The organism is Streptomyces sp. ME19-01-6 (genome assembly GCF_033793745.1).
Taxonomy (GTDB): domain Bacteria; phylum Actinomycetota; class Actinomycetes; order Streptomycetales; family Streptomycetaceae; genus Streptomyces.
The window spans coordinates 16,299-39,707 of record NZ_JARAXF010000001.1 but is presented as its reverse complement, the minus strand read 5'-3'; the positions used below and the strand labels follow the sequence as shown (position 1 = coordinate 39,707).

Annotated in this window: 17 protein-coding genes, 1 tRNA gene and 1 pseudogene; 4 read left to right on the top strand and 15 right to left on the bottom strand. The window is 68.5% G+C overall.

What is annotated here, in order from left to right:
* Window positions 1-23 precede the first annotated feature (23 nt).
* From PV419_RS00175 to PV419_RS00165, 3 genes are all read right to left on the bottom strand, one after another.
* Window positions 24-527: a single-stranded DNA-binding protein gene (locus PV419_RS00175; protein WP_319685535.1), complete on the bottom strand. Its 504-nt coding sequence runs from the start codon at window positions 525-527 to the stop codon at window positions 24-26.
* Window positions 528-629: 102 nt separating this feature from the next.
* Window positions 630-2,768, bottom strand: a complete 2,139-nt coding sequence (locus PV419_RS00170) for a YfjP family GTPase (protein WP_319685534.1) — start codon at window positions 2,766-2,768, stop codon at window positions 630-632.
* Window positions 2,765-4,498, bottom strand: coding sequence for a dynamin family protein (locus tag PV419_RS00165; protein WP_319686177.1), 1,734 nt, complete (start codon window positions 4,496-4,498; stop codon window positions 2,765-2,767). Before PV419_RS00165 ends, PV419_RS00170 begins: the two co-directional genes overlap by 4 nt.
* Window positions 4,499-4,886: 388 nt before the next feature.
* Here PV419_RS00165 and PV419_RS00160 point away from each other — a divergent pair.
* Together PV419_RS00160 and PV419_RS53085 are read left to right on the top strand one after the other, a co-directional pair.
* Window positions 4,887-4,959, top strand: a tRNA-Arg gene (locus PV419_RS00160).
* A gap of 804 nt (window positions 4,960-5,763) precedes the next feature.
* Window positions 5,764-5,921: pseudogene (locus tag PV419_RS53085) on the top strand (IS3 family transposase); the annotation flags it as partial.
* Window positions 5,922-6,297: 376 nt separating this feature from the next.
* Here PV419_RS53085 and PV419_RS00155 read toward each other — a convergent pair.
* From PV419_RS00155 to mrdA, 9 genes are all read right to left on the bottom strand, one after another.
* Window positions 6,298-6,747 (bottom strand): hypothetical protein, encoded by a 450-nt coding sequence (locus tag PV419_RS00155; RefSeq protein WP_319685533.1) that lies wholly within the window; start codon window positions 6,745-6,747, stop codon window positions 6,298-6,300.
* 4 nt (window positions 6,748-6,751) lie between these two features.
* Window positions 6,752-10,774, bottom strand: a complete 4,023-nt coding sequence (locus tag PV419_RS00150) for an SGNH/GDSL hydrolase family protein (protein WP_319685532.1) — start codon at window positions 10,772-10,774, stop codon at window positions 6,752-6,754.
* A gap of 109 nt (window positions 10,775-10,883) precedes the next feature.
* The gene (locus tag PV419_RS00145; RefSeq protein ID WP_319685531.1) at window positions 10,884-12,266 is read right to left on the bottom strand and encodes an ABC transporter permease; all 1,383 of its coding nucleotides are present in this window, start codon (window positions 12,264-12,266) and stop codon (window positions 10,884-10,886) included.
* Window positions 12,263-13,054 (bottom strand): ABC transporter ATP-binding protein, encoded by a 792-nt coding sequence (locus PV419_RS00140; RefSeq protein ID WP_319685530.1) that lies wholly within the window; start codon window positions 13,052-13,054, stop codon window positions 12,263-12,265. The genes PV419_RS00145 and PV419_RS00140 overlap by 4 nt, the downstream gene beginning before the upstream one ends.
* Window positions 13,051-14,616, bottom strand: coding sequence for a peptidoglycan-binding protein (locus tag PV419_RS00135; protein WP_319685529.1), 1,566 nt, complete (start codon window positions 14,614-14,616; stop codon window positions 13,051-13,053). Before PV419_RS00135 ends, PV419_RS00140 begins: the two co-directional genes overlap by 4 nt.
* Window positions 14,613-15,554 (bottom strand): hypothetical protein, encoded by a 942-nt coding sequence (locus tag PV419_RS00130; protein ID WP_319685528.1) that lies wholly within the window; start codon window positions 15,552-15,554, stop codon window positions 14,613-14,615. Before PV419_RS00130 ends, PV419_RS00135 begins: the two co-directional genes overlap by 4 nt.
* A 107-nt stretch (window positions 15,555-15,661) precedes the next feature.
* On the bottom strand, window positions 15,662-16,111 hold the full coding sequence (locus PV419_RS00125) for a hypothetical protein (RefSeq protein ID WP_319685527.1): 450 nt from the start codon (window positions 16,109-16,111) through the stop codon (window positions 15,662-15,664).
* A 234-nt stretch (window positions 16,112-16,345) separates the two neighbouring features.
* Entirely contained in the window at window positions 16,346-16,585 is a 240-nt protein-coding gene (locus tag PV419_RS00120; RefSeq protein WP_319685526.1) for a hypothetical protein, read from the bottom strand.
* An 855-nt stretch (window positions 16,586-17,440) separates the two neighbouring features.
* Window positions 17,441-19,567, bottom strand: a complete 2,127-nt coding sequence (mrdA, locus tag PV419_RS00115; protein ID WP_319685525.1) for a penicillin-binding protein 2 — start codon at window positions 19,565-19,567, stop codon at window positions 17,441-17,443.
* A 252-nt stretch (window positions 19,568-19,819) separates the two neighbouring features.
* On the opposite strand from mrdA, the gene PV419_RS00110 reads away from it, so the two are divergent.
* Window positions 19,820-20,221, top strand: coding sequence for a hypothetical protein (locus PV419_RS00110; protein WP_319685524.1), 402 nt, complete (start codon window positions 19,820-19,822; stop codon window positions 20,219-20,221).
* An 848-nt stretch (window positions 20,222-21,069) separates the two neighbouring features.
* On the opposite strand, the gene PV419_RS00105 is transcribed toward PV419_RS00110, so the two are convergent.
* On the bottom strand, window positions 21,070-21,330 hold the full coding sequence (locus tag PV419_RS00105) for a hypothetical protein (RefSeq protein ID WP_319686176.1): 261 nt from the start codon (window positions 21,328-21,330) through the stop codon (window positions 21,070-21,072).
* Entirely contained in the window at window positions 21,326-21,661 is a 336-nt protein-coding gene (locus PV419_RS00100) for a hypothetical protein (RefSeq protein ID WP_319686175.1), read from the bottom strand. Before PV419_RS00100 ends, PV419_RS00105 begins: the two co-directional genes overlap by 5 nt.
* Between PV419_RS00100 and PV419_RS00095 the strand changes: the two genes are divergently transcribed.
* A complete protein-coding gene (locus PV419_RS00095) occupies window positions 21,632-21,814 on the top strand; it encodes a hypothetical protein (RefSeq protein ID WP_319686215.1) in 183 nt (60 codons plus the stop codon). The genes PV419_RS00100 and PV419_RS00095 overlap by 30 nt on opposite strands.
* 116 nt (window positions 21,815-21,930) lie before the next feature.
* On the opposite strand, the gene PV419_RS00090 is transcribed toward PV419_RS00095, so the two are convergent.
* The gene (locus PV419_RS00090; protein WP_319685523.1) at window positions 21,931-22,959 is read right to left on the bottom strand and encodes a GNAT family N-acetyltransferase; all 1,029 of its coding nucleotides are present in this window, start codon (window positions 22,957-22,959) and stop codon (window positions 21,931-21,933) included.
* Between the last annotated feature and the right edge of the window lie 450 nt (window positions 22,960-23,409).

Genomic DNA, 23,409 nt, shown 5'->3' with positions numbered 1-23,409 from the left:
CTTTATCGACAAATTTCCGGGAATCACGGGGGCGTTGCCCCAGTCGGTACGTTTAAAAGAGGTTTAGCCCGCGAGACCCTGCGAAAGGCAGACGTACCCCGCGCCAGATCGTGTCCGACCGCCATCGCGTCGATGTCCGCGGTGATCCACCGTCTGGTCCCGCCGGCGTCCTCCCCCTGCTGCTCCCCCGGTCCCCCCGCCCCCGGGCGCTCCACCGGCCGCTCGCCGGGCCACCCGCCGCGCGGCTCGCCCGTCCGCTCCCCCGTCCGCTCCCGCACTCGCAACGTGCCGTGCACGACCAGCGGTTCGCCGAGCGAGACCGACGCCGCCACATTGACCGCGAGCCCCCGCCAGGCCCAGACCGTGTAGAAGCTCGTGTACGCGTCCATCCACGCTTCCCGCGCCCGGTCCCAGCGCCGCGCCGTCACCGCCAGCCGTAACCGGGCCACCGCGACGCCGGCCGCCGTCTCCCAATAGTCCGGCCGCGTCGCGGCATTGCCCACCACCGTCAGCCAGGTCTCGTTCAACCGCGCCGCCTCCCCCGTCACTTCTCCGCGCTCGCGTCGCGCTCGCCTCCATTTGCGTCTTCATGCTGCACGCGATCGCGCAAGCCCGCCGGCGCCTGTGGGCTACTCCCCCGTTGTGGACAACTCGGCCCCCCGGCCGGGTGAACCGAGCCCGCCCGCCACGACCCCACCCGCCGCGATCACGTACTGCTTCCGCACCTCCCGGTAGCGCGCCAACTCCGCCGTCACCGGCTCCAGCACCCGCGTCCGCCCGCACTCCGCGGCCGCCTCCCGAAGCCGCCGCTCCGCCGCCAGCCCGTACCGCCGCGCGGGCCCCCGAGCCGCCAGCCCGCACCCCCAGGCCAGCGCCGGACCGCAGGCCCCCGCCGCCGTGGCCGGCAGCGCGGGCACCCACCACGCCGGACCGCCGAACGCCCCGGCCACCACCGCCAGCAGACACGCCGCCCCCAGCAACACCACCCCGGCCAGCGCGACCTGCGCCGCCGCCACCACCGACCACCACAGCGGCCGGGACAGCCGCCGGTCCGCCGTCGCGGCCACCGCCTCGTCCACCGCGTCCGGCAACCCCTTGCCGCCCCACGCCGCCGCCTCCCGTACGGCCTGCGCCCAGGGCGCGGGCAACCCCGCCGTCGCCTCGTCCGCCAAGGTCCGTACCGCCTCCTCCACCGCGGGCCGGGCGGTGACCGCGGACACCGCCGCCGCCTTCGCCCTCGCCCCCGGGATCTCCAGCGCGGTCCCCGCCCGTCCCCCGGCCGCGCCGCTGCTCCCCCCGCCCACACCGCTGCTCCCCCCGCCCGCCCTGTCTCGTTCCCAAGACCACTCGGCCCCCGCCCGCCTCAGCTGCCTCATCCGCCCCCAAGGCGTCCCGCACGCCCACCGTGCGTCCCGCAGCCAGGCGCGCTCCGCCGCCTGCCCGGCCGCCACCGCACCCGCCGCGTCCGCCAGCCGCTCCTCGAACTCCGCCCGCGCCTGCGCGGAGAAGCCGACCGGCGCCCCGTCCGCCACGTACTGCGGGCGCAGCCGCTCCATCGCGCCGTCCACGTCCGCCGCCAGCCGCCGCTCCGCCGCCCCGCACTCGGCCGTGAGCCGGCCCAGGGCCTCCCGCAGCTCCCCGACGCCCGCACCGGTCAGCGCGGACAGCGCCAGGACGGTCGCCCCCGGCTCCCCGTGCTCGCCGAGCGCGAGCCCGTCCTCGTCCAACAGCCGCCGCAGATCGTCCAGCACCTGGTCGGCGGCCTCACCCGGCAGCCGGTCCACCTGGTTGAGCACGACGAAGGTCACCTCGGCGTATCCGGCCAGCGGGCGCAGATAGCGCTCGTGCAGCACCGCGTCCGCGTACTTCTCCGGATCCACCACCCACACCACCGCGTCGACCAGCCCGAGCAGCCGCTCCACCCGCTCGCGGTGCCCCGGGGCCGCCGAGTCGTGGTCGGGAAGATCGAGCAGGACGAGCCCGCGCAGCGTCGGGTCGTACGGATAGGCGGGGCGGCGGCGGTCCCGGTGCGGGATGTCCAGCCGGTCGAGCAGGCCGTCGGCGTGGTCGGTCCACGCACAGGCGAGGGGCGTGGCGGTCGTGGGGCGGCGGATCCCGGCCTCGGACACATACGCCCCGGCCAGGGCGTTGAAAAGCGTGGACTTGCCGCTTCCGGTGGCCCCCGCGAGGGCCACGACGGTGTGTCCGAGCGGATGCCGCCCCCGCGCGACAGCCTCGTCGAGCACCCGCCCCGCCTCGCCGAGCGTGCGCCCGTCCAGCCGGGTACGGGACAGCCCGACCAGCTCGCGCAGCGCGTCGAGGCGCGGCCGCAGAGCGCCGGTGACGAAGCCGCGGTCGCCGTGCTCGTACGCCGGCGCGTACGGCTCGCGCGCCGCGCCGCCACCGATGCCGCACGCCCTGCCGTGTCCCGGACCGTCCCCCTCGCCGTGCGTCCCGCCGTACGTCCCTTCGTGCCCCTGGCCGTGGCCCTTCTCGCCGCAGGGCGCCTCCCGCCCCGGCGCGGGCACCTCCGCCTTCGGCGCCGCCTCCCACACCGGCCCGCTCCCCGGCCCCGCCCCCCGGCCCTGTCCCTGGGCCGCGACCGGCGGTCCGGGCCGCCGGCCCACCACCCGCCGCGCGATCAGGCCGTCGTCCCAGGTCTGCCGGGACGGCGCGGGCTTGCGGGCGGCGCCCTCCCGAGAGAGCGCGCTTTCCTGAGAGGGCGCGCTTTCCGGCCCGGACGTCGCAGTGGCCGTCACCACCGTCACCTCTCCTTCTGCAGTACGGACAGCGCGGCGATCAGCCGGACCTGGTGGTCCGGGGTCATGTTGAGGGCGTCGAGCGGGGCCAGGCGCCGTTCGCGCTCCGCCGCCAGCACCCGCCCGACGCAGTCGTCGAGCAGCCGCCGGCCCCGGTCGCGCAGGCGCAGCGCCCCGTGCGCACCCAGCGTCTCGGCCAGCCGCTCGCCCGCCGTACGCGTGCGGCGCCCGCCGATCAGGGACGCCACCAGCAGCGCGGCGGCCTCGTCCGGGGCGCAGCCGGCGCCGCCCTCGGCGGCCCGTGCGGCCACCTCCTCCTCGGCGAGTTCCTCGGCACAGCGCCGCCAGCGCCGTACGGCCACGCCGATCCGCTCCCCGGCGCCGCGCGCGTCGCACGGCGCGAGCCCGGCGCGCGCGGCGGGGTCGCGCCGCCCCGCCTCCGCGATCCGCTCGTCGGCGGCGGCCGTGACGCTGCGCAGCAAGGTGGCGAGGGAGTCGGCGAGGGCGGCGAGGAGTTCTTCGGGCGTGCTGTCGTACGGCCGGCCGTACCAGTGGGTGAGCGCACCCCCCGCGAGCGCCGCCCCGTGGGACAGCTCGCGCCGTACCCGCTCGGCCGCCTCCCCGTACGCGCCCTCCACGTGCTGTACCAGCCGCACCGCCGCCGCGTGCTGGGCGGCCGCCGCCCCGGCCAGCGCGGGCATCCGGGCGCGCAGCGAGGCGATCACCCCGGCGGCGGTCCGCTCGGCGGCGGCGTGGCGGGCGACCGGGTCCTGGGCGTGCCAGGTGAGCCAGTCGCGCAGTGCCGCGACCGCCGTGCCGGGCAGCAGCCCGCTGCCGCCGCCCGCGGACTCGGGGAGCTCGGGGATGGTGAACCGGGGCACGTCCCCCAGGCCGGCCGCTGTGAGAAGCGCCGCGTACTGGTGCGAGACCTCGGCGGCGACCTGGTGGGGCACCCGGTCCAGGACGGTGACGAGGGTGACGTCGTACTCCTTGGCGGTGCGCAGCAGATGCCAGGGCACGGCGTCGGCGTAGCGGGTGGCGGTGGTCACCAGCACCCAGATGTCGGCGGCGCAGATCAGTTCGGCGGCGAGGTCGCGATTGCGGGCGACGAGGGAGTCGATGTCCGGCGCGTCGAGAAGCGCGAGCCCGCGCGTGAGCCCGGGGTCGGTCTCGATCCGCAGCGCCCCGGCCGCCGTCCGCGCCGCCTTGTCCGTCTCGTCGTACGCCGCGCCCTCGTACGTCTCGTTCTCGTACGTCTCGTTCTCGTACGTCTCGTTCTCGTACGTCTCGTTCTCGTACGGCGCCCCCTCGTATGCCTCCTCCTCGTACGCCTCACCCTCGTATCCGCCCTCGGCCCGCTCGCCCTGCGCGGGCACCCACACCCGGGTCAGCTGCGGCAGCACCCGCTGTCCGGAGAACCACTGGCGGTCGTCCGGATGGCAGACGAGCACCGGCGTGCGCGTGGTCGGGCGCAGGACTCCGGCCTCGGTGACGCGGCGGCCGACGAGCGAATTGACGAGCGTGGACTTCCCGGCGCCGGTGGATCCGCCGATGACCGCCAGCAGCGGCGCTTGGGGGGCACGCAACCGGGGCACGAGGTAGTCATCCAGTTGGGCGAGCAGCTCGGCTCGGCCACGGCGAGCGCGGTCGGCGCCGGGAAGGGGGAGCGGAAACCGTGCGGCATCGACGCGGTCACGTAGTGCGGTCAGTGCGTCGAGCAGTCGGGGCCGTACGTCCAAGATCGCCACGGGTGAAGAATGCCCGCTTTTGCGATCTTTTTGAAGCATATGCTCGCTCATGCGCGTCAAACAGACCCACCCGGATTACCCCAGATTGACCAAGGGGCGGACGTGGCGACTGGGGCACGGGCATAACGAGTAGACAACACCCGCCCTCTGAGGCGTGAAAAACGATGCGGGATTCGCACCTGCCTGCGATTATCTAACCGCTTCACCGAACCTCCACAACGTGCCACGGAGGTGAAGCAACCGGGGCGAGGCGCACGGAGCCCTATCCTTGTCCCCGGCAAGGTCACGGATCCGCCGAGCCCGGCCACCGGCACCACGGCCCCGCACCGTCGGAACCGCAGGCACCCGGGGGCTCAGCAGTTGCATGATCCACCGTCCGGCCCCCGTAGCTCAGTGGATAGAGCAGGTGCCTTCTAAGCACTTGGCCGCAGGTTCGAGTCCTGCCGGGGGCGCATTGCTACACCCTGCGTTGCCCCAGGTCAGAGACGCCATACGACCACCCGTGGGGCTACCTACGGCACCAGGACACAGGCGACCGCGCATAGACCCGGCCCAGCCACACAGCCTGTCTTCGCCTCACGTCTCCGCAGGTCAGCAAGGTGGGACGGGAGCGTCAGCTCTGGCCCGCAGCGCCGCAGGTTCGAGCCATAGGGGGCAACTGCAGCAAGCAGCTGGTCACCCGCGCAAGGCGCGCAGGTCAGAAGGGGCCAGGGCCTACTCTTCGTGTGGCGATGGCCTGAAGTCTGGATCCTGGCCCATCGGCCCGTCCGCGTCCTGTGCGGTCGATTCGGAAGCGCTGCTCTGCTCTCGCTGCTGCGCGACCCAGCTCACCACGTCACGCAAAGCGGCCACCTGCTGCCGAGCCAGAGTTTCCGCCTCCGGGCCTGAACCGTGTTGATACGGAACTCGAAACGCACATCCTGACGGCGACCGGCGCCACTCGCACCATCACCCGGGCCGCCCCGGTCCACCATCACATCACGATCGTCGGCCATAACCACCAGCCTGCCCGAGCGTCCGTATCCGGGTCCGACAGCAACAGGAAAACCGGCCCAAAGAGTGAACCGCCTCGGGTGAGATGGGGGCTCGATTCCGCGTAAGGGCCAGAGTCACGGCACGTTTCCTACCCGCCCAAGTGGCGCAAGCATGCGGTGCGCATGGTCGCCGAGATCCGCAGCGACTACCCGACCGAGTCACCAGCGATCAACGCCGCCGTCACGAAGCTGGGCATGGCTCGCGCGAGACGCTACGCACGGGTCCGCCATGACCAGATCGACACCGGCAGCAGCCGGGGACGACGACACAGGAGTCGGCGCGGTCAAGCGGCTACGCAAGGAGACCGCCGAGCTCAAGAGGGCGACGAGATCCTGAAGGCAGCGTCGGCATTCTTCGTGGCCGAGCCCAGCCAGCCACACCGAGAGACACTTCAGGGGCAATTTCGCGCTGCCTCTCCACTCTCCGAACCTCCACTCCGAACCCGTCTGTGAGCTCGGATGGCGTAGGAGATGGGCTACACCTCTAGGATATCTCGGCCCGTAGCTCAGTGCTCTGCAGACGGGTCCGGGCAGGAGAGAGCCGCTTGCGGCACGGATCCCGGACATTGTGCGCGCCTTGTACCGTCCGCAGAGGCCCCAGGCTCTTGGAACCTCTCCGCGGGCCATCTCCCCGCCAAGGCGTCTGGGCGCCCCCATGCGTGACCACTTCGGATCTTTCCCCGAGCCGTCGGCGGTCCGCCAAGGTGTGGTCGTCGCCGTTGGCACCTATTCTTTCTGGGCTGTGGAAGGGAGCCGTCAGGGGCCCGGTCTTATCAAGGTGGACGAGGGCGGACAGACCTTGAGAGGGGCGCTACTCACGGCACCTGTGGGCAGCGCGGTGTAGGAATAGCACTGGGCCCAGCCCGAGTCGGCGATCCACACCACGAGGATGGTGCGTGTCTTTTCCCGCCGGAGGGAGCGGATGCTCGGTTTGTGGTTCAGGGCCACGTCGATTTCCTGTCCTGCGAGTGTGCCGTCGGAGTTGGCGTCGAGGAGTCGGATCCTGAGTTGTTCGGCCGCGGCGATGACGGCGGCGTGTGCGTCGCGGTCACGGCTCCGTTGGACCTGTTGCATGTGGCTGAAGAACCAGACCACCAGGCTCGCGGCGATGAGGAAGCAGACCAGTACGGCGGCGCCGACGCAGCCGGCCGTCCGGGCGAGAAGCCCGGCCGGCCGGCCGTTGCGCTGTTGTGCGGTGGGAATCACCCTGTCATGTTCCCGTGTATCCGATGTCGGTCAGGCGCTTTTCCACCAGGCGTGCGTATCCGGTGGTGCCCGCCTGTTTCGGGTGGAAGGCCTCGCGGCTCAGGCACGTCTGGCCGATGCCGGAGAAGGCGATGCAGACAGCGTGCGGGTCGCCTTCGTGGAAGTCGCCGTCCCCGTTGGGACCGAGCACAATCTTGTTGATCCACTCCTCGCTGTCGCATCCTCCGTGGCCGACGAAAGGGTCGACGGGATTGGCGTACGACACGCGGAGTCCCTCGGCGCGCAGTTCGTCCACCTTGGCGTCCTGCGCGTGGTCCATGTAGTTGGCCAGGGTAGCCAGCGCGGCGGCTTCGCCGCCGTCGAAGTACCAGGATCCGGCGCACTTGACCGTCCGGCTGAGGATTTCCGGGTATCCCACCAGGAGGATCCGGGCGTAAGGGGCGCGCTCGGCGATGATCCGCAGGGTGTGGTCCATGTCCTCCTTCGTCTTGTCGATGAGTGCCTTGTACCTGCGGGAGAAGTCGTCGTCGGCACAGTCCGTGATGTTCGCGCACTCGGTGACGGCGTTGACGAATGCGCCGTAGTTGTTGCCACCGATGGTGAGTGTCACCAAGGTGGTGTCCTTGGTGAGGACGCCGGAATCTACCTGGGGGATCTCCCGGAACATGCCGTCTCCGGCGGCGATGTCCCCGCTCTGCCAGTAACTCGTGCCGACGCGTCCGTCGACCTGCTCTGTACGGGCCCCGGAACAGGCGACGAAGCCGAGTTCCGCGTTTGGGCTGTGGTTGTCGGACAGCAGCGACAGGCGCTCGGACATCCCCGGCAGCATGAGCTTGCGCGGCCATGCGTTGGCGCTGCGGCGGCAGGCGTTCCAGTTGATGGTGCCGTGCTTTTGGTTGCTGGATTCGTCGTAGTCGTTCGCGCCCTCACCGGAGGAGTAGGAGTCGCCGAGTGCGGCCACGATGTGCTGCGGTTTGGCCGAGAGCCACTGGAAGCCCACCGCGTCCCAGGCGATGTCGTTGTCCGCCTGTCCCTCGGGTGTGTAGTTGGACTGCGAGACGCCTTGGAAGTCGGAGCCGGCGGTGAAGTGGTAGATGCCCAGGCTCACCCACTGGTTCTTATGGGAGATCGCGTTGATGATCCGTGTGTGCGTGGTCCCGTCACCGAGATGGATGGTGTAGACGGCCTGCTGACTGCCCGAGCCCGTGTTCGGCAGGTGTACCAGTACCCGTGTCCAGGAGGTGCGCTGGGTGTTCAGTTTCCAGGTGCCGGTGACGGCCATGACACCGGAGGCGGGACCAGGATCCTGCTCCGGGTCGTAGAGGCTCGCGGAAGCGCCGTGATCTCCGTCGCGGGCGTGGGCGTACCAGAAGTGGTCGCCGAAGCCGCCGCCGATCTGATGGAGATCGCCCTTTGCCTCGTAGTGGTTCTGCTCGTCGGGGTTGAAGCGGAAGCTGAGGGTGCCGGAGTTGGTCCAGCCTGTCTTGCCGCATCCGTCGGTGTATGTGGGGACGCTGCTGGGCACGTCGTCCACGATGGTGAAGCCAGCTGTGGAGTTGTTGCACATGGTGCCCGCGCCGTTGTTGCCGTTGCCGAGTTCGGTCCTGAGGGTCTTGTAGGTCAGGTACTCGTGCCCGCAGCTGGTGGGGCAGGCGACCTTCCAGGTCGTCTGGGGGGTGTGGTACCAGTGCGGCGGATCGCAGGTCTCGCCGAGGTGGTCGACCTCGCAGCGCGGCGGGTTGGCCGGGTTGCAGGCGTTGATCTGCGGGTTGCAGAAGGTGTCCATCTCCGGCTTGACGCTGGAGCGGTGGATGTCGGAGTCCCACCAGGCCGCTGAGTATCCTGCGGTGTTGCTGTTGTTGGCGGTGCCGTCGTCGGCGTAAGCGCGTCCGGTGTCGATGGGCCAGGCGGCCCAGCCCAGCACCTTCTCCGCGTACGACCAATCCTGTGGATGTCCGGCGTCGGCGTAGGTGTTGCCGTCGAGGAAGGCGTGCCGGTCCGGTGGGTAGAGGGGGTTGGACGGGTTGTTCAGGTAGCCCAGGCCCCAGTACTCGGTCGGGCTGGCCGGGACGTAGTAGTTGAGGCCGGAGTTGTAGTCCCACAGCGCCGCGAACCAGTTCTCCGGGGCCGCAGGGTCGTCGGTGTTGAGCCTGATACCGCCCGGCGTGATGGCGTTGTCGTGCAGCTCGTTCCACTTGGTGGCCAGAGTGCGTGCGGCGACCGCGATGTTGGAGGTGTAGTCGAGTGCAATGGCCTTCTGCTGTGCGGCCGGCAACTCGTCGATCTCACCGCTCTTCATGCCGTCGGTCTGCTGGCCGATGCCGTAGCCGCAGTCCGCCTTCGCCCAGTCGATCCGCCAGTGGTCCTCGGGCGTCGCCGGGTCGCTCGGATGCCCGTAGAAGCCGTTGGTGCTCGCGAGGGTCGAGCTGGTCTGGCCGGGCAGGGCCCCGCCCTCGGCCTGCCACAGGTTGGACTCCTGAGCCAGCACACCGAGGAGGACCTGAGCCGGGATGCGTCCGCCGCTGGTTCCCTCCAGACTCGGCAGCGGGAACATTCCCTGCGGATTGACCGTGCCGAGCCCGGCAGTGGTGCGCCATCCGCCCTGGCGCACGTAGGCGCTGGTCAGGTTGCCTCGGATGGCCATGTCGACGGCCCACTCGACCTGGTTGGGGGTCGGCTGGTACGCCTGTTGCTTGGGGTCGTTGCGGGGCTGCGAACAGGTGCGGTCGTTGTCGATCGTGGAGGTCGGGTCACCGGCCGTCGTGACCGCGCGTGTCCTCGCGGTGCTCCCTGTCCTGGCGGTGGACGCCGACGTGGTAGCGGCCGAGCCGGTCAGGGCAGGGGAGGCGGCCTTGCCCGCCGCCTTCTGGCCGCTGTCGACTGTATTGACCGTGAACGAGACCTTCTTGCCGGTCGCCGGAACTTCGCTCTTGATCTGTATCGGTGCCGCCGCGTTCCACGCGGTCGCGGCCAGTGGTTGGCTGACGTGGCTGCGCAGGCTCTCGGACACTGCCTGGTCCACCGCGAGCGCGCCGCTGGACGACACCGTCGCGTCCGCCGCGGCCTTCAGGCGCCGGACGGCGGATGGCACCGACGAAGTGGACGTGGGGGTGCCGGTGAGGAAGACCCGTCCGGACGTGCCGGCCTGCAGGCTCAGGGAGCCCGAGGTGCCCTGTGCGAACGTGCGGGTCGTGCCGTTCGCGGTGCGGCGGGCCCGGGCCTTGCCGTCCCGCTGGTCCAGGAAGCTGACGCCGCCGTGGCCGTCCACGCGGAGGTCGAAGGCGGGGCCCGAGGTCGTGGTGAGCTGGCTGGCGTGATTGTTGTGATCGAAGCGGATCAGACGCCCCACCGCCGCTCCGACGATCGTGTCGCCGGTAGGGACCGCCGAGGTGACCTGGACCTTCTCGGTCTGTCGGCGGACGACGGTGGCCGTGGTGGTGTCCACGGTCAGCAGCCGGGTCTGGTTGCTCTTTTCGTCGCCGACCTGCGTGAGCACGGCGGTCTCCCCGGTGCCGCAGCCTGGGTTGAAGTACGCCAGACTCACGGTGTCCGCGAGCTTCGTGACCTTGCCTTTGGTCAGGTCCACGACAGCCGCGAAGCCGCCACGCTCCATCAGTTCGGGCTTGTTGGTGAAGTCCCGGGGCGCGTAGACCACGACCGCCCGTTTCCCCGACCCGGTCACACACGCGTTCCCGATCCACAGGTCGGTGCCGAACCCGGGTTCGGAGAGGGTGGCGACCGTGCGCCACTGGTAGGCGTCCTGGCTGGCGGCCACGAGGACGTGCAGGCCGGAGCCGTCACCGGCCACGGTCACCGCCCGGTCAGCGGACTCCTCCCAGTCGTCGGGCAGTACATCGTTCGGCTTCAGTACTTTGGACGACTCGTCCTGGCGCGGTGGGTCCGACTTCGCTTCCGCCCCACTCGCGGGGTCCGGCGAGGAGGACGTGGCCGCAGCCGGCCTCGTCGGCGGCGCCGACCAGGCAGGTCCGGTCTGCGTCAGGCCGGTGACCGCCAGGACTGCGGCCATGAAGGTGATGGGCATTCGTGCTCTACGTCTCAGCCTCAAGACTTCTCCAGGGTCTGGGAGAGCAGTGGTCTGTACGGACTCCGCGACCGCGCCGACGCAGGACGTCGGCTCAGTGACGGAGGGCTTCGGCGGGCTGGACACGGGCGGCGCGCCAGGCCGGATAGAGGCCGGCGAGCAGGCCGGTGGCCAGACCGATCACGGGAGCGAGGACGACGGTCAGGGGCGGGATGACGGGGGTCCACTGGCGGGTGACGGCCACGCCGAGGACGGTGAGTGTGCCCAGGGTGGTGCCGATCAGCCCGCCCAGAGTGCCGAGGAATGCGGACTCGGTGAGGAACTGGGCGGTGATGTGTCTGCCCCGTGCACCGAGCGCCCGGCGCAGGCCGATCTCACCGGTGCGTTCCAGCACCGCGACCAGGGTGGTGTTGGCGATGCCGACGGCGCCGATGACCAGGCAGATCGCAGCCAGCAAAAGGAAGAGCTGGTTAAGGTCCGAGGTGACAGAGGCGCGCAGCGTCCTGGGGTCGGGCGGCGGCACGGCCTTGAAGTACTCGGGGTGGTCGGAGCGCAGTGCGAGGGGGGCTTCAGCGGCCACCTGGGCGGCGGCGCCAATGCGAGTGGAAACGAGCATCTGCGCCCGGGGGGTGGTGGGCGGTCCCCAGATCTGTTCGGCGGTGGTGAGCGGGACGACGACGGACAGCAGCAGGTCCGCCTTGCGCTCGACGTCGTCGACGATGCCAATGACGGTGAAGGGGATGTCGCCGATGAAGATCGCCGGCCGGGTGTCCAGGGTGGTGATGTCGAGCCGGCTCGCCAGGGCGGATCCGATGACCGCGACCCGGCTGCTGGTGCGGTCGTGGTAGGCATCGAAAGTCCGGCCCGTCCTGATGCTGGGATGGGCCGCGGTGAGGACCCCCGGCGAAGCGGCCACGATCGGCGTCTGCTCACCAGCCGCGGCGTCTGCGACCGGTGCCGCCCGTACCGTGAGAGCACCCGCGGGCGGGGTGACCGTCCAGTAGACGCCCGCCGCCTCGACGCCGTGCAGCGCCCCGATGCGGGTGTCGGCATCCCGGGGAAAGGCAAGGGGGGCCAGGTCCGCGTCCTGGCCGCCAGTGTCCTCCACGGACACCTCGGTCGCGGTGAGCAGATCGAAGCGGGCGTCGATCTGCGAGGACGCGGTCGCGGTCAGTCCCAGGATCGCGACGAACGCACCCACCCCCAGTACGGTGCCCAGCGCGGTCAGCGCGGAGCGGGCGGGCCGCTGCAACAGCCCGGCGAAGGCCTCCGCCAGCAGGTCGCGCGGGGCGAGGCGGGACGGTGCGATCCGACGGCTGGACCGTGGGCGGTGCCACCTGCGTCCGCCGGTCCTGGGCCCGGCGTCGTGCGGCGGGCCACCGACGGCCTCGGTGAGCGTGCCGGGCCCGGCAGTCCCGCCATGTCGTACGGCGCTCACGGTGTCCACCTCTCCCGAGCGTTCCGGCGCGGCGCTCATCCGGTGCCTCCGGTACGGCTGCCGACCGCCGCTTCGGTGGGCCGCTTGTCGGGTGACGGGTCGGTGAGCGCGCCGTCGTGCAGAACACCGTCGCGGATGGTCAGGGTGCGCTGTGCCCGGGCCGCGACGGTGGAGTCATGGGTGATGACGAGCACGGTCAGGCCGTCGGCGTGCAGTTCGTCCAGCGTCTCCAGCACGGTGGCGGCCGTGGCGCTGTCGAGGTTGCCGGTGGGCTCGTCGCACAGCAGCAGCGCGGGCCTGGTGGCCACGGCCCGCGCGATCGCCACGCGCTGGCGCTCTCCTCCCGACAACCGGGAGGGCGTCGCGTCGATCCGGTGTCCCAGACCGACACGTGTCAGTGCCTCGCGAGCCCGCCTGCCGCGTTCGGTGCGTGGAACAACGTTGTAAACCATGGCCAGCAGCACGTTTTCCTCCGCCGATCGATGCGGCAGCAGGTGGAACGACTGGAAGACGAAGCCGATCCTCCGCCCGCGCAGGGCAGCCCGTTCGGCGTCGCGCAGCGAGGCGACGTCCATCCCGTCGAACAAGTAGCGTCCCGCAGTGGGCGCGTCGAGTAGTCCGACGATGTTGAGGAACGTCGACTTCCCGGAGCCGGAGGGCCCCACGACCGCGACGTACTCGCCCCGTTCGACGCGCAGGTCGCAGGGGCGGAGCGCGGTGACGGGCGGGGGCCCGGGATAGGTGAGCCCGACCGCCTGGCACTCGATCACGGTCGTGCCAGCGGCGAGTTGCACTGGCGGGGTGGCGACGGGTGGGGTTCTTCTCATTCCGCCGCGCCCCCGGTGGCCGTCGTGGGCAGCGCCGCGGAGCCTGGCCCGTCGTCCTGCCGTACTCCCACCACGACTCGGTCCCCCACTTCGACCGCCCCGGGTATACGGGGCCGGATCTCCGTGTAGCCGTCGCCGGAGGTGCCCAGCGTGACCTCCACCCGTCGGTCGCGGGAGGCCTGATGGATGGTCACCACGGTGGTGCCGTCGGCGCCCGCGGAGACCGCGGAAACTGGGACGACGAGCACCTTGCCCTGTGACGACGCCGCCTGCACGGTCAGCCGTACGTCTTGTCTGGCCAGCTCTGCCTTGAGCGGGCGGTCGGGTCGTATGACGACGGCATAGGCGCCCGAGGTACCAGCCTGCGCCCTGTCGCCCTGTGCGGGGTCGGCTACCGCCGCCTTCGGTGTGTCAGACACCGATGTCACCCGACCCGGGGCCGTCACTCCGGTGACCTCGGACAGGATCTCCACCTTCTGCCCCGTGCGGACCAGGCCCTTCTGATGGGAGGCCAGGTTCCCCTTCACCACGAGTGCCCCCGCGGAAACCGTCATGATCTTCCCGGAGACCGTCGCTCCCACTGACACGGCGAGGGACTCGATTCGGGCCGGGAAGCCCTTCAGGTACACGACTTCGGACGCGGGCAGCATCGGCCCGTCCGCCGCCCGGGCAGCCGCCAGTTCCTCACGCGCCGCGGCGAGGTCCTCCGCGGCTCGCCGCACCTGCCGGCTCTCGCCCTGCGCAGTACCGCCGCCGCCCGCGACGGGGGTGCTCGTGTCACCACTCCTGCTGGTGGCGGAGGCAGCGGCGCCCTTGGCGTCCTGCCATGTCCGCTCCGCCTCGGTCACGGCCTCCTGGGCGGCCTTCACCTTGTCCGCGCCGTCCGCCGCGGCGGGCAGGGGGTCATAGCCGAGTGAGGCGTAGAAGGCGTTCAGCGCGCTCTTCGTCCCCTCCCCGAAGATCCCGGATGCGTCCCCGCCGGTTCGGTGCCCCAACGACCGGAGCGCCTGCTGTAGCTGGGTGACATCGTTGCCGTGGGCGCCCGGCTTGAGATCCCGGTACGCCGGCAGCTTCCCGGGCAGCGCGAACACCGGCCGTCCGGACACCTCCGCCAGTACCTGCCCGGACCGCACGGGGGCACCGGTCTTCACTGGCAGCCGCGTCACCACCGGGCGGAACGCGTCCCCGCCAGAGACAGACGGCGCGACGTCCACCGACTGTCCCGCCGCCACCATGCCGCGGATCACCACAGAATCGGTCAGCACCCGGCGCTCGACCGGGGCCGTCAGCACATCCGACGCAGGCGGACCGGTGTCCGCCGCTGCCTCAGCCGGTGACTTGATCAGGGTCGACGCCCCTAACCCGGCACCGGTCATCAGCACCGCTCCGGCGACGACTCCGGTCAGGACGCGGCGTCGCCTGGACAGATGCGAACGCCCGCGCACACCGCCGGGTACCGCATTGTCGGGCTCTTTTCCGGGGGCCGCCTCCCGGCAATCGGCGTCCTCGGACCGCGTCCGGTCTGCCTCGGGCCGCGGTCCGCCGCGTGCCGCGGTACTCATGTGACGTCCGCGCTGGCACGCAACGCGGCGGAGATCTTCTTCCGCTCCGAGTTCAGGGCGAGTTGATTGTCCTCGATCAGCCCGCGCTGGATCTGCGTCTCGACAGCGAACATCTTGCCGACGAGGCCCGTGCTGTCCTTGCAGTCGATGTCGGCCAGTGCGACGGCGATCTCCTTCTTGGAGGGCGTCGGGCCGGCTGCGGGCTTGTTCACATCAGTCACGTCGTACGGATCGCCAGCCGTGTACCCCTTGTCCTTCATACAGGCCGACCACCGCTTCTCCACGGCTTTGACAGCCGGGTCCTGCAGTGTTTTGTCGAAGCTCTCCTTGTTCAGGCGGTCGGCCATCGTGTTGGTGAAGTCCGCGTCGAGCTTGCGGCGCGCCTCACCCATGCACCCTCCTTTAGGGATACCGTTCTTGCCGCCGCCCGGCGAGGCACCGGGGCGCGGAGCGTCCGGGGATCCGGTCAGCGCCTCGTGTTCCGCCTTGCTCATCGGTGTCGAGGACGGAGCGTCCTGCGCTCCGCGGGGCGGAACGTGGTAGCCCCACTTCTGGGCCTCCTGGCGATCGGTGATGCCGTACCGCCGGGGCATGTTCGAGTCGTTGGCGCTCGCGGGCGGGTGCAGACCCGGCTGCGGCGGAGCGTAGGAGAAGCCAAGTCGTGCCATGCAGGCTACGGCCAGACGCTGCTGACCTCGCTCGATCTGGATCCCGTCCGAGTAGTCGAGCATGTAGGCCTCCAGCGGCAGTGCCAGCCCCTTGGCCAGACCCGTCTCGGGTACGCGCGACGGCGCGTTGGAAACCTGGTTGTTCGCCGACTGTGCGGAAGCCCCGTCCGCTGCCCTTTCGCCGGTACTGCACGACGCCGTCAGTGCGATCAAGAGCAGTACCGTGCCGAGTGTCACGGCACGGCTACCGCTGGAAGAACCGATCTTCATCCCCCACAGCCTCTTCTCACGCATGAACCACATGTGGTGCCCGTGTCCGGAGGGACCCATGGATGGATTCCTCCGGACACGGGGTTCGAACCAGTGCCGACGACGGGTCAGGAGTACCAGTCCTGTGAGGCGTTCTGGTTCTTCAGATCGCTGTTGAGGTTCTTGCACGTGCCGTGGGTGAACGTCTGCGACACGCCCTTCTGATAGCTGTTGTAGAAGACCTTGTAGTTTTCGTTGTTGCTGTCGACGCAACCGGAGGCCGCGTTATTCTTGACGGCGTTTCCGTAGCCGGTGCCCGATACCGTCCCGCCGAAGACGTACACGACAGAGTCCGTCGTGTAATTGTTGATCTTCCCGCCGAACGACGAGGCGGCGCCTCCGAAGTCGGAGTTGTAGTAAAGGGTGAGCGTTAACCAGGTGTCGCACCACCCCGAGGGCGTGCGGGAACACTCGCCGTACTTGTACGTGACGGCGTTGGCCGGTCCGCTGGAGATGATGACCGCCGTCGCCCCCGCCGCCACAACTGCCAGCCCGCGCTTGACAATCTTCCCGTTCATAGAGATCGCCCCCCACTATGTCGAGTTGTCTCCGATGATCGTCGGAGTGACATGAATTGCTTTTGACTGTGCACGGTCACAGCGAAGCATCTCGCTGGTATTGGGGTCAACGCCGGACTGAGGGGATGTGAGTTTTTCGGACAGCCGGTAGCTGTCGTTCCACGCGATTTGGGAGATGCGATGCTCGACGATCTGGCGACGTACCTTCGTGCGAGTTGTGAACACGTAACATTTTCAATCACTTGTTTCTTCGGTGGGTCGAAGGAGGACCCATTCGCGGCATTGTCCCAGCAGGCACGGGACTTTCCCGCGGGCCGCCTCGTGACGTGGCGGGGCAGGGTCCTCGGCGAAATCGCCTGAGGTGTAGTTGTTTCCGTGGCCGGCGTGGAAGACGGCATCATTTTTGATCTTCATTCGCCCGGCGGTCATGTAGCGTGCCGGCGATATCAGTGCGGTCTTGAAATAGTCATCCATGTCCCAGTTGATGATGACCTTGCTGTGACAGTCGAAAACGGCGGGAAGGCGGCCGAAGCGCTAGCGGGCTTTGACCGGACGCCATGGGCAGTTGGCGGGGGTCAGCCCTGGTCCACGCATCAGCCCGCGCTCCGGCGACGCTTGCTTGCCCAACCGCGCCAGTACCGCGTCATGCGCCGGTAGTCGTGCATCTGGTGCGAATGCCGCTCCGGGTACCAGCTGCAGGCGTCCCCGTCGCTGTGCTGTGGCTGGCGGAAACCGGACGGCTCGGCCATGCGTGGAATCCAGAACGAGAGACATGCAGCCACCGGCGCATATCGGTTACGCGGAAGCTCTTCCTACCTGCATCGATGAACTCGTAGTGAACGTTCGCTGATGCCTCCGGGCGGGGGCAGTGTTTTCAAGAATGCGTTCCCCTCCCGGAGCTACTGGGGCCTTGTGCTCGAACTGCCGTTCGCGGTCAGTTTTCGGTCTGTCGCTGTCGGCGTGTGTGGCGGTGTCATGTGATGCGCAGTGCAGCGAGACGCAATTGCGGGGGTGGTCTCGTGGACGCCGAGCCCGGCAGCGACATGGGTAACCGGACGGAACTGTTGATCGCATGTGAACGTCCTCACCCTTGAACTGCTGTGTGCATCGAGATGGCAGTAATTCTCTCCTCCCGGAACACCTGCACCCTCTACGCGGGTCCTGTCCGGAAGTTTCGGGGTACCTCGGACACATGTGAGCGATCAACTCGCCGATGATGATTACATTCGACACCGCAAAAAGGGCAGCAGTGCTCATATTCACGAGTCGTTAATAGGCAAGGATTGCTTTAGCCGGCTGCCCATCCTGGAGGGATTTCCGTGGCATGCTTCAGGCCGAATCGAGCCGCGCCGGATCGCCAGTGTCGGTTTCCGGTGCCTGGACCGACCCATCCGGCTCGATCTTGGGCAGGCTCTTCTGCGGCGTCGCCAGCAACGCCTTCTTCTTGTCGATCGAGCCGTCGTCCTGAACGCCGTACAGGGCTTTGTAGATGCTGCGCACTGCCTCACCGGAGGCGCCCGAGCCCGTGCCGGCCTGGGAGATTGTCATGACGATCGTGTAGTCCTTGGTATACGTGGCGAGCCAGGATGTGGTCTGCTTCCCGTGCACCTCGGCGGTTCCGGTCTTGGCGTGCAGCGGTAACTCGTCCTGCGGCCAGCCCTGGAACTTCCAGGCGGCGGTTCCACGGGTGGCGACGCCCGCGAGGGCTTTGTCTATCTGTTCGCGGGTCTTCTCCGTCATCGGCAGCTTGCCTTGCGACTTGGGCTCGATCTCCGTCACGTGCTTGCCGTCGGCGCTGATGATTGCCTTGCCGACGGTCGGTTCGTACAGGGTGCCGCCGTTGGAGATGCCCGCGTAGATGTCCGCCATCTGGATCGGGGTCACCAGGGTGTCGCCCTGGCCGATGGAGTAGTTGACCTCGTCGCCGGCACGCATCTGGTTGCCCTCACGACAGTTCTCGTACTCGATCTTCTCCACGTACGAGCCGTTCTTCTTGCCATCCTTGCACCAGACGCCGTTGTTGGCCTCCCAGAACGCCTGCTTCCACGCGCGGTCGGGCACGCGGCCGGAGACCTCGCTGGGCAGGTCGATGCCGGTTTCCTTGCCGAGGCCGAACTGGTCGGCGGTCTTGAAGAACCAGTCGGCGGGATTCTTCTTCGGGTCGATGCCGCCGTCCTTCTTCCACTCGTTGTGAGCGATGCCGTAGAAGACGGTGTCGCAGGAGAGCTCCAGCGCCCGGCCGAGTGAGATGGGGCCGTAGTTCTCCGACTCGAAGTTCTTGAAGGTCTGATTGCCGATCGAGTACGAACTGGTGCAGGGGTAGCGGCCGTCGAACGGATAGCCGGCATTGACCGCCGCCGTGGTCGAGACGACTTTGAAGGTCGAGCCTGGTGCGGACTGCCCCTGGATGGCCCGGTTGAGCAGCGGGTAGTCGCTGTTCTTGCTGGTGAGCTTCTTGTAGTCCTCGGCGGAGATGCCGCCGACCCATGCGTTGGGATCGTACGTCGGGGCGGACGCCATGGCGACGACCCGGCCGGTCTTGGCCTCCATCACTATGACCGCGCCGGAGTTCGCCTTGTAGTTCTCGCCGGTGAGCGTGTCGAACTGCTTCCGGGCAGCCTTCATCGCCTTGTCGAGCTCGTACTCGGCGACCCGCTGCACGCGCGAGTCGATGCTCGTGACGAGGTTGGAGCCGGGCCGGGCGGCATCGGCCTGGGCCTTGCCGATGACGCGACCGAGGTTGTCGACCTTGTAGCGAGTGACGCCGGCCTTGCCGCGCAGCTGCTTGTCGTACTGCCGTTCCAGGCCTGAGCGGCCGACCTGGTCGGTGCGGAGGTAGGGCGAGTCGGTGTCTTGAGCCTTGGCGACCTCTTCGTCGGTGACCGGCGACAGGTAGCCGAGCAGCTGAGCGGCGTTGGCCCGGTTGGGGCTCGGGTAGCGGCGCACGGCCCCGGGCTCGGCGGTGATGCCGGGGAAGTCCTCGGCGCGCTCGCGGATCTGCAGGGCCTGTTTGGCGGTGGCTTCGTCGGTGATGGGGATCGGTTGGTAGGGCGAGCCGTTCCAGCACGGCTTCGGTGTCTTGGCGTCGCACAGCCGGATCTTGTTGCGTATCTCTTCCTCCGACATGCCGATCACTTGGGACAGACGGCGCAGCACGGTCGCACCGTCGTCCTTCAGATCCAGCAGGTCGGTGCGGGAGGCGGAGACGACGAGCCGGGTCTCGTTATCGGCGAGCGGAACCCCGCGTGCGTCCAGTATCGAACCGCGCACAGCGGGCTGCACCACCCGCTGCACGTGGTTGCTGGACGCCTCCTTGGCGTACTCCGCGCCGTTACGTATTTGCATGTACCACAGGCGTCCGCCGAGGGTCGCCAGCAGTGAGAACACAACCACCTGGATGATGGCGAGCCGGATCCGCACCCATGGAGTCCGCCCGGTCTCGGGAATGTTCGTCAAGTCGATTCCTCACAACGCAGAAGTGCCCATGCGCACAGCTGTGTCGACTCCGGTCGCGCCTCTCGGTGATCCATCTGATCACCACGCCAGATGCTGAGCCTAATGTTTGATTCACCGGGTGACTGTGCGTCAAATATCTGGACATGAAGGTGGGGACGCGTTCTGACCTGGGAAAGTAGAAGGTCCCTAGGCTTTACTCAACCAGTTCGGAGGCGCATCTTCGGGATTCGACCTTCCATACCGCCGCGTGCCGTGTTCGGTGATGTGAATCGGGGCGCGAACGCTGGGCTGGTCCCGGTAATGCCGCTGGCCGAGCGGTGTGGGCTTGCCCGGCTGGCGGTGGAGAAGGTGAGACTGAGCAAGGCGGAGAACGGCCCAGGTGCGGCGGACGCCAAGGTCGCCAGCATCATGGACGGCATGGTCGCGGGAGCGGACAGCATTGATGATCTGAACTTGCTGCGACACGGTGCAATACCAGCCGTCAGCCGAGAGGCACATGCCCCGTGCACGCTGGGCATGTGCCTGCGTGCGTTCACACATGGTCATGCCCTCCAACTGCACGTGCACCGTAAGTTGCCCGGCGAACTGGCCACGCATACCCCGCTGCTTCCCGGCGCTCCGATCTTTACAGCACTGAAGTCGTACACGCTGTGACCGATGCTTCCGTAAGCCCCGCCCTGCCCTGAGTTGTAGTACAGATGGAGCTTGAATTTCGAAGCATAGGGATCCTTTCAGATCTCCATGCTGAATATGTTGTCCGTGTTCCCATCCGCTTGCGCGCCGGGTGCGACGGCTATCGAGACGAAAAGCGCGGCGACCATACCGGCCAGCGCCCCTAATGTTCTACGCATGCCCCTCCGCTCATTCAGGTTACTTGCATGGCAGTGCCGGTGTCCGCAGTCTCGAACACGCATGCGCTGCGTAGCGGGATGACTATAGGCGGGCATCGGGTGCAGCAAGAGACGACCCAAAGTGGGTGGCGCGATCCTTGTCGCCGCGCTGACGACCCTCGCACCCAAGACTCCTCGCGGTGGCCTGCCCTGATACCTGCGAGGCACCCGCGAGAGGCACGAAGTGGAGTAAGCCCCGCCAATTTAGAATGGCCGGTTCCTCTGCACTGAAACCTTATCGTCCGAATTTCAACGGTTGAGGGGGCGTTAAAGTCTCGGTAGTGGCGTCATCGTGCCGCCCTCAACCAGTGCGGGTCAGGGGATGCACTCGTCGCAGGATGCAGCGCGCTGAACCGAATCGACACCGCGTGGCTGTCCGGGCGAGTACGGATTCACGCGGCGCATGAACGGCCTGTTCATGCGCCGCTGCTGTGGAACGGCGTACCGAAGGGCACCCGGCGATGGTGTGTGCGGCGGGAATTTCGGCGGAGGCTCCGGATGGTTATCCAAAGCTGACGATCACCGTTGACGCCTGGGTCTCCGGTCACTACGGAGACCCACATGCCGAAGTCCACGCCCACCACCCCGCCTGAAGGGGTGTCAATATTCCGATCAGGCTGCTGAGCTGGGCGTTTCCTGTGGATGATGAGGCAGCCGGGGTGACATGGTGTGGTAGTCGTTGATCAGTCCGCCAAGTACCTGGCGGCGCCTGACCGCAGCAGCAGGCAGGAGAATGACGCTCGGGTCGTCGTCAGGTGCTCGTAGGCCGAGGCGGCAGTGCGCCCGTCCCGCGTTGTAGTGCTCCGCGTACGTAGTGAGGACCGCGCGGAGGTGTCGTTCACCAATGATGAGGAGGCGGTCGGTGCATTCAATGCGGGCTGTCCGTATCCATCGTTCGGCGAACGCATTGGACCGGGGGCTTTGTGGCGGAGCCGGAATGACGGCTGTACCGTTTCCGGCGAAGACGGCGTCGAACGCGGCGGTGAACTTGCTGTCCCTGTCCAGGATGAGGAACCGGAAGCGCCCAGCCCTCTCCTCGAGATCCGTGAGCAGGTTGCGGGCAAGTTGGGTGCCGGACTGAGGAACGCGCGCAAGTCTGCTGGGATGCTCGCTTCGGTGCGGGCGGCAGACCGGAGCGGCGCAGAACGCGCCGGATCGTGGCGGCAGCAACCCGATGACCGAGCCGTCGCAGCTCGCCTTGGATCCTGACGTATCCCCAGGTCGGGTTCTCTCGCGCCAGGCGCTGGATGAGCGCCGCAATCCCTTTGAGGCCATCCGCGCCTCGCGCCACCGTGGGAAGCCCTCGGTCATCGTCTACCGCCTCGTCTCCGACTTCGCCCCGGCCGCCACCGCATGACAGCGCTACGCGCTGCCTCACCACTTCCGCCACTTTGTTGTGAACTGGTAGCGGCCACCTCAGGGATGGTCTAACCGCTGGTGCCCGCTGATCGGCGACACAGAGCTGCTGGCGGGTCAGCTGACCCAGATGCCCTCGGGTGAGACCCGGCGTGCGAGGCGCCGGCCGGCGTCACTGATCGGGGTCGACCAGGACACATCGGCGACCTGGCACCTGAAGTCGTCGGCGAGTACCTGCACGAGCGTGGCGCCGACGCGCTGGCGGCGGTAGGCGTCCGCCACCCAGATCAGGTTGATACGCGGGCGCAGCGTGTCATCCTCGTCGCCGTACTGCGACCCGTCGATCAGATCCCAGCGGCGGTGCTCGCTGGTGTCGTGGGCCGCCAGGTAACCGATGACGTACCCGTTGGCTTTCAATAGATACGCTCGCACGTTGTCCGGGGTTACCTCGGGCTCACCAAGGTGAGACCACGAGTTGAAGTCGTAGTGGTTCTCCTTCTGTGGCATCCGCCCCACCTGATAGGCCAGCCTCCGCCAGGCAATTGGCGACTGTGAGCTCACAACGGCCAGGTCGCGCAACCACATCAGGTTTTGGGGTGCTCGGATGCCTAACGCCCACGCCGCGTGATGGGAGGTGTGCTCCTTACCGCCGTCCCAGGGCTCCCGCAGGCTCATACCGCAGGAGCACTCCCCGCTGCTCTGCCGCTCCACAGCGCGGAACTGAACGGGTGTCGCGCCGTAGCTGAGGTCCTTGTCTCTGCCACCCACCCAGGGCCGGACAGGCGCTTCCTCCGACTCGGCGTAACCGGTCCAGCGGTCCACCCACCCGGGGTACCGCTCGGGGAACTCCTCCCGCATCTGCTTCTCGACGGGCGACAGCGTCGGGCGAACCCAGACACTTCCAGCGGTCGCCCGGCCGTTGATGCGCACTCCACATGTTTTGGCCTTGCCCCGCAGGAACCTCAGGAACGCGCCAGGCGGCGCGTTGAAGTCAACGCCACGGATCAGCTCCCGCTCGCCGGGAGCAAGCCACTCATCAACAGGGAGCGTCAATCGGTCGGCCAGCGCATGAAACCCGCTGTAGTCGTGGTCGAGCTCGGCTACGCGCAGCGCCTCGACCGTGGCCTCGACATGCGGGAACTGCACGAACAGGGGTCACCCAGCGCGGGCCGCTCCCCCAAGAGAAGTCGCCCGGATAACCGTCGTACCAGATGCGGTCGATAGACGCATCGCGCACCCTGTCTACGGCTTCTCCGTAGGCCGTGGGCAGCTCGGGGTCGTGGCCCAGCGAAGTCGCGGCGCCGACGTACCCATCGCGGTCGAGGGCGACCGTGGCGTACCAGCGGTGGAACCGGACACTGATCTTCCGGGAGCGCCAGTCGCGTGGATCAGAGTCAAGGTAGACAGTTCGCTCTGTCATGCGCCCAGCTCCGTAGCTCTACAAAAATCGGCCGTTGGAGGTCATACAGGTTGCGGCACAGCCCTACAAGGGCACGGTCATCAGGCGGGGGTGGTGTACATCGTTGCTGTAACGCGGCACCGCCGACCGCGCGGCCCTCGCGCAACACAGCACCGACGCGAGTGACATCCCGTGAG

Coding starts and splice junctions, on each gene's coding strand:
- PV419_RS00145 (WP_319685531.1), bottom strand. CDS start 12,266: ATGAGCGCCGCGCCGGAACGCTCGGGAGAGGTGGACACCGTGAGCGCC.
- PV419_RS00135 (WP_319685529.1), bottom strand. CDS start 14,616: ATGAGTACCGCGGCACGCGGCGGACCGCGGCCCGAGGCAGACCGGACG.
- PV419_RS00125 (WP_319685527.1), bottom strand. CDS start 16,111: ATGAACGGGAAGATTGTCAAGCGCGGGCTGGCAGTTGTGGCGGCGGGG.
- PV419_RS00095 (WP_319686215.1), top strand. CDS start 21,632: ATGACCGAGCCGTCGCAGCTCGCCTTGGATCCTGACGTATCCCCAGGT.
- PV419_RS00120 (WP_319685526.1), bottom strand. CDS start 16,585: ATGGATGACTATTTCAAGACCGCACTGATATCGCCGGCACGCTACATG.
- PV419_RS00130 (WP_319685528.1), bottom strand. CDS start 15,554: ATGAAGATCGGTTCTTCCAGCGGTAGCCGTGCCGTGACACTCGGCACG.
- PV419_RS00150 (WP_319685532.1), bottom strand. CDS start 10,774: ATGGCCGCAGTCCTGGCGGTCACCGGCCTGACGCAGACCGGACCTGCC.
- PV419_RS00140 (WP_319685530.1), bottom strand. CDS start 13,054: ATGAGAAGAACCCCACCCGTCGCCACCCCGCCAGTGCAACTCGCCGCT.